We start from the raw sequence: 10,960 nt of genomic DNA, 5'->3' as shown, positions 1-10,960 counted from the left end.
GCACCGTCTATCCGGTGCGCCTGCTGCGGCCGGGCGGCGCCGGCGGCAAGCCGGCCAGCTTCGCCCTGTTCGGCCCGACCTGCGACAGCTATGACAGCCTGCCCGGCACCTCGCCGCTGCCGGAGGATGTGCGCGAGGGCGACTGGATCGAGTTCGGCCAGATCGGCGCCTATTCCAACGTGCTGCAGACCCGCTTCAACGGCTTCGAGGCCCGGCGCTTCGTCGCGGTCGAGGACGGCGCGCTGCGCCCGGCTGCCGCGCAGGCGGCCTGAACAAGGATCCCCAGGATGGAAGCAGTCGAGCATCAGTTCCTCGGGCTCGGCCTGGGCGGCTTCCACCGCCTGGCCTATGTGTCCTGGGGCTCGGACCGGTCGCGCCCGCCGGTGCTGTGCGTGCACGGGCTGACCCGCAACGGCCGCGACTTCGACACGCTGGCGGCCGAGCTTGCCTGGTCCGGCCGCATGGTGGTCTGCCCCGACGTTGTCGGGCGCGGCCGCAGCGGCTGGCTCGCCAACCCGGCGCTGTACGGCTATCCGCAGTATCTCGGCGACGCGGCGGCGCTGATCGCCCGGCTCGACGTGGCGGAGGTCGACTGGGTCGGCACCTCGATGGGCGGGCTGATCGGCATGATGCTGGCGGCCCAGCCGAACACGCCGATCCGCCGGCTGGTGCTGAACGATGTCGGGCCGTTCATCCCGCAGGCGGCATTGATGAGAATCGGGTCCTATGTCGGGCAGGATCCGGTCTTCGCCGATCTCGGCGCGCTGGAAGCCTATCTGCGGCGGGTGCACGCCCCCTTCGGGAAGCTGACCGACGGGCAGTGGCGGCACCTGGCCGAGCACAGCGCCCGGCGGCGGGCGGACGGAACGCTGGGCCTGGCCTACGACCCCGGCATCGCCGCCGCCTTCGCCGGCCCGCCGGCGGATGTCGACCTGTGGATGGTCTGGGACCAGATCCGCTGCCCGGTGCTGGTGATCCGCGGCGCGGAGTCGGACCTGCTGTCCGCGGAGACGGCCGCGCGGATGGCGGCGCGACCGGACACCACGTTGCTGACCATCCCCGGCTGCGGCCACGCCCCGGCGCTGATGGCGGGCGACCAGACCGGCCCGATCCGCGATTGGCTGGCGGCGGCTTGAGGCGGGGCGGCACGGTTCCGCTTGACCAAATGTTCTGTTTTTGTTCTAATCAGGCATGGTCATTGCCATTGCCAGGATCAATGCCTCGCAGTCGCGGACATCAGCCCAGCAGCGTCGCCGCGTCGACGGCGCCGTAGGTCAGGACACCCGCGGTGCCGGCGCGCCTGAACGCCGTCAGCACCTCGATCAGCGCCTTGTCGTAGTTCAGCCAGCCATTCTGCGCCGCGGCCTTCATCATCGCGTATTCGCCGCTGACCTGATAGGCGAGAACCGGCACGCCGAAGCCGTCGCGCACCCGGCGGATGATGTCGAGATAGGGCAGGCCGGGCTTGACCATCACCATGTCGGCGCCCTCGCGCAGGTCCAACTCGACCTCGCGCATCGCCTCGTCGCTGTTGCCGAAATCCATCTGGTAGGTCTTCTTGTCGCCGACCAGCACGCCGGTCGACCCCACCGCATCGCGGAACGGGCCGTAGAAGGCCGAGGCGTATTTCGCCGAATAGGCCATGATCTTGACGTCCTGCCGGCCGGCGCCGTCCAGCCCGGCGCGGATCGCGCCGATGCGGCCGTCCATCATGTCCGACGGCGCCACGATGTCGGCCCCGGCCTCGGCCTGGACCACGGCTTGGCGCACCAGGATCTCGATCGTCTCGTCGTTCAGGATCCGGCCGTCGCGGATGACGCCGTCATGGCCGTGGCTGGTGAAAGGGTCGAGGGCGACGTCGACGACGATGCCCAAATCCGGCACCGCCGCCTTGATCGCGGACACGGCGCGGCACACCAGGTTGCCGGCCCGGCAGGCCTCGGCCCCGTCCTCGCTGCGCAGGGCGCGGTCGATCATCGGGAAGATCGCCACGGCCGGGATGCCCAGGTCGCGGGCGCGGCGGCAGGCCTCCACGGCGCTGGCCAGGTCGTGCCGCTCGACCCCCGGCAACGATTCGACCGGCTGCCGGCGGTCGCCCTCGACCACGAAGATCGGCCAGATCAGGTCGGACGCGCTCAGGCGATGCTCCGCCACCAGCTCGCGGATCCAGCCGTCGGTGCGCAGGCGTCGCATCCGGGTGGTCGGGTAGGCACCGGGGAAGGGCAGGCGGGACATCGTGACACTCAACGACGAGGATGGCGGGCGCACTCTAGGACGGAGCCCCGGCCGGAAACAACATGGTGCGGCGGCCCGCCACGGATCGCTGCCCCCGTAAGGGGAACGGCGCTTGCGTGGAGAGGGTTGATAAAGACCGGCGATGCGATCAAAAATGTCCTTTGTCGCAACCGAAAGCATCGATCTAGCGCGAATTCGTCCTGAATGCGGTGCAAATTGCAGTGAACTCCTGTGCTGCTCACAACACTTTCGTTTTGGATGATTTTGTCTAAAGTGGCTTTGCCGGTGGTAGAACGACGGTCTAGATAGTACAAAGCGCCAGTGGGTCGGAGGTCTGAATGCATCATCCCTATTACCGCATGACCGCGCTCATTGAGCGGCTCCATCGCTGCTTTCTGGATGTGGTGAAGGTGGAGTTGGACCGTTTTGGCGTCCAGGACATCAACAATGTGCAGAGCCTGATTCTGTACAATATCGGCATGGACGAGTTGACCATCGGCGAGTTGACCGCCCGTGGCTACTATCTGGGCTCGAACGTCTCATACAACGTCAAGAAGATGGTCGAGAACGGTTACTTGGCGCAGGAGCGGTCGCAACATGACCGGCGTTCTACCCGGGTCCGTCTGACCAGCAAGGGCCAGGCGCTGCGCTCCAAGCTCGAGACCATGTTCAACCGCCAGGCGGATTCGCTGGAAGGGACGGGGCTGCGGGTCGGCGACGTCGAGACGCTGAACGGCACGCTGCGGCGGCTCGAGGGCTTCTGGTCCGGCAATCTCGCCTACAGCACCGACCAGCCGGCCAGCGCGGCCTGACGCCGCCCCACCGGCACGAAAAAAGGGCGCGTCCCTCGACGGGCGCGCCCTTTTCGTTTGTCCGGCGGATGCTGGAAGGGCTCGCACTCAGGGACGAAGAGATTGATCTGTCATCCCGTGCGCGCTGCGGCGCGAAGCGCTGCTGCGCAGACACGGGATCTCGGTAGGGGCTCGAAGAGATCCCGGGTCTGCAGCGCATCACTGCGTGCTGCGCCGCGCCCGGTATGACAAATCTCCTTATTTCCGAGCGTTGGTATCAGAACGCCGCGAGGCCGGTCTGCGCCCGGCCCAGGATCAGGGCGTGCACGTCATGCGTGCCCTCATAGGTGTTGACCGCCTCCAGGTTCATCACGTGGCGGATGACCTGGAACTCATCGGCGATGCCGTTGCCGCCGAGCATGTCGCGGGCCTGCCGGGCGATGTCCAGCGACTTGCCGCAGTTGTTGCGCTTCATCAGGCTGATCGCCTCCGGCGCCGCCTTGCCCTCGTCCTTGAGCTGGCCCAGGCGATGCGCCGAGATCAGGCCGAGGGTGATCTCGGTCTGCATGTCGGCCAGCTTCTTCTGGATCAGCTGGGTGGCGGCGAGGGGGCGGCCGAACATCTTGCGGTCCAGCGTGTATTGCCGGGCGGTGTGCCAGCAGAACTCGGCCGCGCCGATGGCGCCCCAGGCGATGCCGTAACGGGCGTTGTTCAGGCAGCCGAACGGGCCCTTCAGCCCCTTGACGTTGGGCAGCAGGTTCGCTTCCGGAACGAACACCTCGTCCATCACGATCTCGCCGGTGGTCGAGGCGCGCAGCGAGAACTTGCCCTCGATCTTCGGCGAGGACAGGCCCTTCATGCCGCGCTCCAGGATGAAGCCGCGGATCTCGCCGCTGTCATCCTTGGCCCAGACCACGAAGACGTCCGCGATCGGCGCGTTGGTGATCCACATCTTGGCGCCGGACAGGCTGTAGCCGCCGGCGACGCTGCGCGCCCGGGTCTTCATCGAGCCGGGGTCGGAGCCGGCATCGGGCTCGGTCAGGCCGAAGCAGCCGACCAGCTCGCCGGTGGCCAGGCGGGGCAGGTACTTCTGGCGCTGCTCCTCGGTGCCGTAGGCGTAGATCGGGTGCATCACCAGGCTCGACTGTACCGACATGGCGGAGCGGTAGCCGCTGTCGACGCGCTCGACCTCGCGCGCGATCAGGCCGTAGCAGACATAGTTCACGCCGGCGCAGCCATAGCCGTCGATGGTCGAGCCGAGGAAGCCGAGCTCGCCCATCTCGTTCATGATCTCGCGGTGGAACACCTCGTGCCGGTTGGCCTCGAGCACGCGCGGCTGCAGCTTCTCCTGGCAATAGGCGCGCGCCGCGTCGCGCACCATGCGCTCCTCCTCGGTCAGCAGCTCCTCGAGCAGGAGCGGATCCTCCCAATGGAAGGCGGCGCGGCCGGTCTGCGCCGGCTTGGCGGCCGCGGCGGCGGCGGAGGAAGTCATGGGCGAACTCCGGAACTGTCTTGAAACGGTGGCGCATAACAGCACAGGGGCCGGGACGCCGCCAGCCCAAGCCCGCATGGCTCACGCTGCAGCGTACCGGCCCCCGAGGCGGCGGTGATCAGGCGCGCCGGGCCTTGCCCGCGTCGGTGCGGGCCTTGCCCAGACCGATCTTCTTGGCGAAGGCGGAGCGCTGTTCCGCATAGTTCGGCGCGACCATCGGGTAGTCCGCCGGCAGGCCCCACTTCGTCCGGTACTCCTCCGGCGACAGGTTGTAGGTCGTCCGCAGGTGCCGTTTCAGCATCTTCAGCTTCTTCCCGTCCTCCAGGCAGACGATGTAGTCCGGCTGGACCGACCGCCGGATCGGCACCGCGGGCTTGGCCGGAACCGGCGCCGGCGCGGCCGCCGGCGCGGAGCCGATGTTCCGCAGCGCGTCGTGGATCGCCTGGATCACGCTCCCGAGCTGATCGGTCGGGACCGTGTTACGGGAAATATAGGACGTCACGATCTGGGTCGTCATCTGGACCAGATCGTCGTTGCCGCGTCCGCTGGTGCTTGCTTCATCCTCCATTGTTCAATTCCTTTTCTTTGTGTCGTCAACAGCGACAACGAGGTCGCATTTGATATCGCGCATGTCAACGGCAATGGGAAAAATACCTTATAATCTGCAACCGCAAACTGCGGCCGAGGCCGGCCGGCGCACCGCGCACAATTGAGCCATGTTCTAGCTCACCCTCCAATGCAAAATATGCGAAGGTCGCCCGCTTCCCATCCGACCGGACCATCATGACCGACGCCACGAAGACTGTCGCCCTCGCCGCCGACCATGCCGGATATGCCCTCAAGGACCAGCTCCGCGCGGCGATCGAGGAGCAGGGGCTGGTCGTTCTCGACCTCGGCACCAACGGTCCGGACCGGGTCGACTATCCCGACTATGGTCATGCCATGGCGCAGGCGATCCGGGACGGGCGGGCGACCCGCGGCGTCCTGGTCTGCGGCACCGGCATCGGCATCTCGATCGCCGCCAACCGCCATCGCGGGATCCGTGCGGCGCTGTGCCACGATGTCACCACCGCCCGGCTGTGCCGTCAGCACAACGACGCCAACGTGCTGGCGCTCGGCGCCCGAATCATCGGCTTCGAGACGGCCCGGGATTGCCTTGCCGTGTTCCTGTCCACCGATTACGAAGGCGGTCGCCACGGCGACCGCCTCGCCAAGATCGACGTGCCGAACGCCTGACCCAGGATGACCGCCCCATGAGCTCCGCCGACACCGCCGCCTCCCTCTTCACCGCCCGCCTGGACGACACCGACCCTGCCGTGCTGCGCGGCATCCGGGACGAGCTGAAGCGCCAGCAGACGCAGATCGAGCTGATCGCCAGCGAGAACATCGTCTCCCGCGCCGTACTCGAGGCCCAGGGCTCGGTCCTGACCAACAAATATGCCGAGGGTTATCCGAACCGGCGCTACTACGGCGGCTGCGAATATGTGGACGTGGTCGAGCAGCTGGCGATCGAGCGCGCCTGCAAGCTGTTCGACTGCGCCTTCGCCAACGTCCAGCCGCATTCCGGCGCCCAGGCCAACCAGGCGGTGTTCTTCGCCCTGCTGCAGCCGGGCGACACCGTGCTCGGCATGTCGCTGGCGGCCGGCGGCCACCTGACCCACGGCGCGGCGCCGAACCAGTCCGGCAAGTGGTTCAACGCCGTGCAGTACGGCGTCCGCCAGGACGATGCGCGGATCGACTATGACGAGCTGCAGCGCTTGGCCACCGAGCACAAGCCGAAGCTGATCATCGCCGGCGGCTCGGCCTATCCGCGGATCATCGACTTCGCCCGCTTCCGCCAGATCGCGGATTCGGTCGGCGCCTATCTGATGGTCGACATGGCGCATTTCGCCGGGCTTGTCGCCGGCGGCGTCCACCCCAGCCCGCTGCCGCACGCCCATATCGTCACCACCACCACCCACAAGACCCTGCGCGGCCCGCGCGGCGGCATGGTGCTGTCGAACGACCCGGAGATCGGCAAGAAGATCAATTCCTCGGTCTTCCCCGGCCTGCAGGGCGGTCCGCTGATGCATGTCATCGCCGCCAAGGCCGTGGCCTTCGGCGAGGCGCTGCGGCCGGAGTTCAAGGCCTATGCCAAGGCCGTGGTCGACAACGCCAAGGCGCTGGCCGAGACCGTCCGCGCCGGCGGGCTGGACATCGTCTCCGGCGGCACCGACACCCATCTGATGCTGGTCGACCTGCGGCCGAAGAAGCTGACCGGCAAGGCGGCCGAGGCCAGCCTCGAGCATGCCGGCATGACCTGCAACAAGAACGGCGTGCCGTTCGACCCGGAGAAGCCGACCATCACCTCCGGCGTCCGCCTCGGCAGCCCGGCCGCGACCTCGCGCGGCTTTGGCGTCGCCGAGTTCCGCCAGGTCGGCGAGATGGCGGTCGAGGTGCTGGACGGGCTGGCCGCCAACCCTGACGACAACTCGAAGGTGGAGAAGGCGATCCGCGCCAAGGTCGAAGCGCTCTGCGCGAAGTTCCCGATCTACCAGGGCCTCTGACACCCTGGAGGCGGGTTGGAAACGGCCCGCCGAATGAAGCGATAGATTGTGGTGCGCCCACAACGGATGGTATCCATTCGTGGTGGGCGAACCATTTCCGGGGGAACCGATGCGCTGCCCGTTCTGTGGCCACGACGACACCCAGGTGAAGGACTCGCGTCCCACCGAGGACAATTCGGCCATCCGGCGGCGGCGCTTCTGCCCGGCCTGCGGCGCCCGTTTCACCACCTTCGAGCGGATCCAGCTGCGCGAGCTGACGGTGATCAAGTCGACCGGCCAGCGCGAGCCCTTCGATCGCGAGAAGCTGCTGCGGTCGATGCGCATCGCCCTGCGCAAGCGCGACATCGACATCGAGCGGCTGGAGCGGATCGTCAACTCCCTGGTCCGCCAGCTCGAAAGCTCGGGCGAGAGCGAGATCCCGTCCAAGGCGATCGGCGAGATGGTGATGAAGGCGCTGAGCGGCGTCGACAAGGTCGCCTACATCCGATACGCGTCGGTCTACCGCGACTTCCAGGAGCCCGGCGCGTTCAGCGATTTCGTCGACCAGCTGCGCGGCGAGCGTCCCTGAGAAGCTGTCCGGTTCCCTGCCGCGAGTTTCAAGACGGCCTCTGACAGGGAGGGGCTGCGTCACGCGCAATGTGGTTTCGCTGGAAACCACAGCGCGTCCGGCATAGGGTGCCCGCCATGTTCAGCGGCATCATCACCGATGTGGGGCGCGTCGCGGCGATCGAGCGGCGAGGCGACACCCGCTACATCATCGAGACGGCCTTCGACACGGCGTCGATCGAGATCGGCGCCTCGGTCGCCCATAACGGCGTCTGCCTGACCGTGATCGAGACCTGGCCCGGCCGCTTCGCGGTCGAGGCCTCGGCCGAGACGCTGTCGCGCAGTACGCTGGGCGACTGGCAGGTCGGCACCGAGATTAACCTCGAGCGCTCGCTCAAGCTCGGCGACGAGATCGGCGGCCATCTGGTCTACGGCCATGTCGACGGCGTCGGCACCATCGTCGACCGCCGGCCGGAAGGGGACAGCATCCGCTTCACGGTCGAGGCCCCGGCGGCGCTGGCCGACTACATCGCATCGAAGGGATCGATCGCGATCGAGGGCGTCTCGCTGACCGTGAACGAGGTTGCCGACACCCCGTCGGGGACCTGCCGCTTCGGCGTCAACATCATTCCGCACACCCAGGCATGCACGACCTTTCGAAGCTTAAGCACGGATCGCCGCGTGAACTTGGAGATCGACATGCTGGCGCGGTACACGGCGCGCCTGCTGCGCGATCGCAAGACAGCCGGCTGACCGAAGAGGACCAGGCGCTTCTCTCGCCGATCTCGGAGATCATCGAAGAGGCGCGCCAGGGCCGCATGTTCATCCTGGTCGACGATGAGGACCGGGAGAACGAGGGCGACCTGGTGATCCCGGCGCAGACGGCGGATGCCGAGGCCATCAACTTCATGGCCCGGTACGGCCGCGGCCTGATCTGCCTCGCCATGGAGCGCAAGCGGATCGACGAGCTCGGCCTCCAGCTCATGACGCGCAGCAACGCCTCGCGCCACCAGACCGCCTTCACCGTCTCGATCGAGGCGCGCGAGGGCGTGACCACCGGCATCTCGGCGGCCGACCGGGCGCGCACCGTCGCGGTCGCCATCGACCCGGCCTGCGGCCCGGCCGATCTGGCCACGCCCGGCCACGTCTTCCCGCTGGTGGCGCGCGACGGCGGCGTGCTGGAGCGCACCGGCCACACCGAGGCGGCGGTCGACATCTCGCGCCTGGCCGGAATGTACCCGGCCGGGGTGATCTGCGAGATCATGAACGACGACGGCAGCATGGCCCGGCTGCCGGACCTGGTGAAGTTCGCCCAGTTCCACAACCTCAAGATCGGCACCATCGCCGACCTGATCGCCTATCGCCGCTGCCAGGAATCGCTGGTCGAGCGCAAGCTCGAGACCACGATCGAGAGCCGCTGGGGCGGCGACTGGCGGATGCTGGTCTATGTCAACAAGGCGCGCTACGCCGAGCATGTCGTGCTGGTGAAGGGCGACATCTCCGGCGACGATCCGGTGCTGGTGCGGATGCACGCGCTGAACGTGCTGGACGACGTGCTCGGCGACGTCCATGGCGGCAATGCCGGCACGCTGCACGCGGCGATGGCCGAGATCGGCCGCGAGGGCCGGGGCGTCGTGGTGCTGATTCGCGAGCCGCAGCCCGACAGCCTGAGCGAGCGGCTGCAGCGGCGGCTGGAAGGCATGCCGGCGAAGGAAAGCGGGCACGAGCTGCGCGACTACGGCGTCGGCGCCCAGATCCTGCTCGACCTCGGCGTCAGCCGGCTGGTCCTGCTGTCCAACCACCCCCGCACCATCGTCGGCATCGACGGCTACGGCCTGACCGTGGTCGAACAGCGTGCCATCGCCGGCGTCCAGGAGGACTGAGATGGTCGCCAAGACCGAACAGCGGCCCGTGTCCTTCACCGGCCCGGCGCCGCACATCATGATCGTCGAGGCCCGGTTCTACGAGGACATCACCGACGAGCTGGCGCGCGGCGCGCTCGCGGTGCTGGAGCAGGTGGGCGCCACCTGGGAGCGCTTCGCCGTTCCCGGCGCGCTGGAGATCCCGGCCGCGGTGCAGATCGCCTCGACCTCGGCCCGGCGCTTCGACGGCTATGTCGCGCTGGGATGCGTCATCCGCGGCGAGACCTCGCATTACGACACGGTGTGCAACGAGAGTGCCCGCGGCCTGCAGGACCTGGCCCTGCGCCACGGCCTGGCCATCGGCAACGGCATCCTGACCGTGGAGACCGAGGCCCAGGCCTGGGCCCGCGCCAAGGTCGCCGAGATGGACAAGGGCGGCGGCGCCGCCCGCGCCGCGCTGGCGATGATCGAGCTGAAGCGCCATTTCGCGCAGGTCACGGCCGGCCGATGACCACGCAGAAGCCCTCCGCCAAGGCCCGCCGCAGCGCCGCGCGCCTCGCCGCCGTCCAGGCGCTGTACCAGCTCGAGCAGTCGGGCACGCCGCTCGACAAGGTGATCGCCGAGTTCGTCCATCACCGCTTCGGCGAGGAGGTCGAGGGCGAGGCGATGGTCGAGCCGGACGCCCCGCTGTTCGGCGACATCGTCCGCGGCACCCGGCTGCGCAGCGAGGAGGTTGACGCCCTGGTTACCGGCGCGCTGGACAGCCAGTTCTCGCTGGCCCGGCTCGACCTGCTGCTGCGCTGCGTGATGCAGGCCGGCGCCTGGGAGCTGCTGGCCAACCTGCATGTGCCGGCGCCGATCGTGATCTCGGAATATGTCAACGTCACCCGGGCTTTCTTCGGCGGCAAGGAGCCGGCGATGGTGAATGCAGTGCTCGACCGCATCGCCCGCGAGCGCCGGCCGGACGAGCCCCGCGCCGGCTGACGCGGGAATCGCCATGGGCCTCGGCGAGTTCGAGCGCATCGACCGCTACTTCCGGCCGCTGGCCCGGGCCACGCCCGGCGCGCTGGGCCTGGCCGACGACGCGGCGCTGCTCGACCCCGGCGAGGGCCGCGACCTGGTGGTCACCGCCGACGCCATGGTCGAGACCGTGCACTACCTGCCGGACGAGGACCCGGCGCGGGTGGCACGGAAGCTGCTGCGCTCCAACCTCTCCGACCTCGCGGCCAAGGGCGCCGAGCCTCTGGCCTATACCCTGACCCTGGCGCTGCCGACGCAGCCGGATGAGAGCTGGATCGAGGGCTTCGTCGACGGGCTGGCGGCCGACCAGGCGCAATACGGCATTGGCCTGCTCGGCGGCGATTCGGTGCGGACCCCCGGCACCGCGGTGCTGTCGGTCACCGCCTTCGGCACCGTGCCGAAAGGGGCGATGCTGCGCCGCTCCGGCGCCAGGCCGGGCGACGACCTCTATGTCAGCGGCACGCTCGG

13 protein-coding genes and 1 pseudogene are annotated in these 10,960 nt (G+C 68.4%); 11 read left to right on the top strand and 3 right to left on the bottom strand.

Annotated elements, in window-relative coordinates:
• A pseudogene (locus tag P409_RS15150) lies at positions 1 to 272 on the top strand (type III PLP-dependent enzyme); the annotation flags it as partial.
• A gap of 15 nt (positions 273 to 287) precedes the next feature.
• Entirely contained in the window at positions 288 to 1,136 is an 849-nt protein-coding gene (locus P409_RS15145) for an alpha/beta fold hydrolase (protein WP_034838368.1), read from the top strand.
• A gap of 100 nt (positions 1,137 to 1,236) precedes the next feature.
• Here the strand turns inward: P409_RS15145 and hemB are convergent, their stop codons facing one another.
• The gene (gene hemB, locus P409_RS15140; RefSeq protein WP_034838363.1) at positions 1,237 to 2,235 is read right to left on the bottom strand and encodes a porphobilinogen synthase; all 999 of its coding nucleotides are present in this window, start codon (positions 2,233 to 2,235) and stop codon (positions 1,237 to 1,239) included.
• A 338-nt stretch (positions 2,236 to 2,573) separates the two neighbouring features.
• On the opposite strand from hemB, the gene P409_RS15135 reads away from it, so the two are divergent.
• Positions 2,574 to 3,047: a MarR family winged helix-turn-helix transcriptional regulator gene (locus tag P409_RS15135; protein WP_034838359.1), complete on the top strand. Its 474-nt coding sequence runs from the start codon at positions 2,574 to 2,576 to the stop codon at positions 3,045 to 3,047.
• Positions 3,048 to 3,303: 256 nt separating this feature from the next.
• Here the strand turns inward: P409_RS15135 and P409_RS15130 are convergent, their stop codons facing one another.
• On the bottom strand, positions 3,304 to 4,518 hold the full coding sequence (locus tag P409_RS15130; protein ID WP_034838354.1) for an acyl-CoA dehydrogenase: 1,215 nt from the start codon (positions 4,516 to 4,518) through the stop codon (positions 3,304 to 3,306).
• Between the two features lie 118 nt (positions 4,519 to 4,636).
• The gene (locus P409_RS15125) at positions 4,637 to 5,035 is read right to left on the bottom strand and encodes a Ros/MucR family transcriptional regulator (protein WP_152613391.1); all 399 of its coding nucleotides are present in this window, start codon (positions 5,033 to 5,035) and stop codon (positions 4,637 to 4,639) included.
• 266 nt (positions 5,036 to 5,301) lie between these two features.
• Here P409_RS15125 and rpiB point away from each other — a divergent pair, with 266 nt between their 5' ends.
• From rpiB to P409_RS15085, 8 genes are all read left to right on the top strand, one after another.
• Complete coding sequence (gene rpiB, locus P409_RS15120; protein ID WP_034838346.1) at positions 5,302 to 5,754, top strand: ribose 5-phosphate isomerase B; 453 nt, start codon at positions 5,302 to 5,304, stop codon at positions 5,752 to 5,754.
• Positions 5,755 to 5,771: 17 nt separating this feature from the next.
• Positions 5,772 to 7,064 carry a serine hydroxymethyltransferase gene (gene glyA, locus P409_RS15115; RefSeq protein ID WP_034838342.1) on the top strand — a complete coding sequence of 431 codons (1,293 nt, stop codon included), beginning with the start codon at positions 5,772 to 5,774 and terminating at the stop codon, positions 7,062 to 7,064.
• Positions 7,065 to 7,173: 109 nt separating this feature from the next.
• Positions 7,174 to 7,632 (top strand): transcriptional regulator NrdR, encoded by a 459-nt coding sequence (nrdR, locus tag P409_RS15110; RefSeq protein ID WP_026870463.1) that lies wholly within the window; start codon positions 7,174 to 7,176, stop codon positions 7,630 to 7,632.
• A 116-nt stretch (positions 7,633 to 7,748) separates the two neighbouring features.
• Positions 7,749 to 8,363 (top strand): riboflavin synthase, encoded by a 615-nt coding sequence (locus P409_RS15105; RefSeq protein WP_034838336.1) that lies wholly within the window; start codon positions 7,749 to 7,751, stop codon positions 8,361 to 8,363.
• Complete coding sequence (ribB, locus tag P409_RS15100; protein WP_034838380.1) at positions 8,360 to 9,493, top strand: 3,4-dihydroxy-2-butanone-4-phosphate synthase; 1,134 nt, start codon at positions 8,360 to 8,362, stop codon at positions 9,491 to 9,493. Before P409_RS15105 ends, ribB begins: the two co-directional genes overlap by 4 nt.
• 1 nt (position 9,494) lies before the next feature.
• Positions 9,495 to 9,983, top strand: a complete 489-nt coding sequence (locus P409_RS15095; protein ID WP_052120671.1) for a 6,7-dimethyl-8-ribityllumazine synthase — start codon at positions 9,495 to 9,497, stop codon at positions 9,981 to 9,983.
• Entirely contained in the window at positions 9,980 to 10,456 is a 477-nt protein-coding gene (gene nusB, locus P409_RS15090) for a transcription antitermination factor NusB (RefSeq protein ID WP_034838334.1), read from the top strand. The genes P409_RS15095 and nusB overlap by 4 nt, the downstream gene beginning before the upstream one ends.
• A 13-nt stretch (positions 10,457 to 10,469) precedes the next feature.
• A partial coding sequence (locus P409_RS15085) for a thiamine-phosphate kinase (RefSeq protein ID WP_034838332.1) occupies positions 10,470 to 10,960 on the top strand: 491 nt, incomplete at its 3' end.

It is taken from the genome of Inquilinus limosus MP06 (assembly GCF_000767795.1).
Taxonomy (GTDB): domain Bacteria; phylum Pseudomonadota; class Alphaproteobacteria; order DSM-16000; family Inquilinaceae; genus Inquilinus; species Inquilinus limosus_E.
Note: the sequence above shows the minus strand (reverse complement) of the source record. Positions and strands in the feature narration are given on the sequence as shown.

Excerpts from the sequence above, each read along its gene's own strand:
- P409_RS15145 (WP_034838368.1), top strand. The coding sequence starts at position 288 with ATGGAAGCAGTCGAGCATCAGTTCCTCGGGCTCGGCCTGGGCGGCTTC.
- hemB (WP_034838363.1), bottom strand. The coding sequence starts at position 2,235 with ATGTCCCGCCTGCCCTTCCCCGGTGCCTACCCGACCACCCGGATGCGA.
- P409_RS15135 (WP_034838359.1), top strand. The coding sequence starts at position 2,574 with ATGCATCATCCCTATTACCGCATGACCGCGCTCATTGAGCGGCTCCAT.
- P409_RS15130 (WP_034838354.1), bottom strand. The coding sequence starts at position 4,518 with ATGACTTCCTCCGCCGCCGCCGCGGCCGCCAAGCCGGCGCAGACCGGC.
- P409_RS15125 (WP_152613391.1), bottom strand. The coding sequence starts at position 5,035 with ATGACGACCCAGATCGTGACGTCCTATATTTCCCGTAACACGGTCCCG.
- rpiB (WP_034838346.1), top strand. The coding sequence starts at position 5,302 with ATGACCGACGCCACGAAGACTGTCGCCCTCGCCGCCGACCATGCCGGA.
- glyA (WP_034838342.1), top strand. The coding sequence starts at position 5,772 with ATGAGCTCCGCCGACACCGCCGCCTCCCTCTTCACCGCCCGCCTGGAC.
- nrdR (WP_026870463.1), top strand. The coding sequence starts at position 7,174 with ATGCGCTGCCCGTTCTGTGGCCACGACGACACCCAGGTGAAGGACTCG.
- P409_RS15105 (WP_034838336.1), top strand. The coding sequence starts at position 7,749 with ATGTTCAGCGGCATCATCACCGATGTGGGGCGCGTCGCGGCGATCGAG.
- P409_RS15095 (WP_052120671.1), top strand. The coding sequence starts at position 9,495 with ATGGTCGCCAAGACCGAACAGCGGCCCGTGTCCTTCACCGGCCCGGCG.
- nusB (WP_034838334.1), top strand. The coding sequence starts at position 9,980 with ATGACCACGCAGAAGCCCTCCGCCAAGGCCCGCCGCAGCGCCGCGCGC.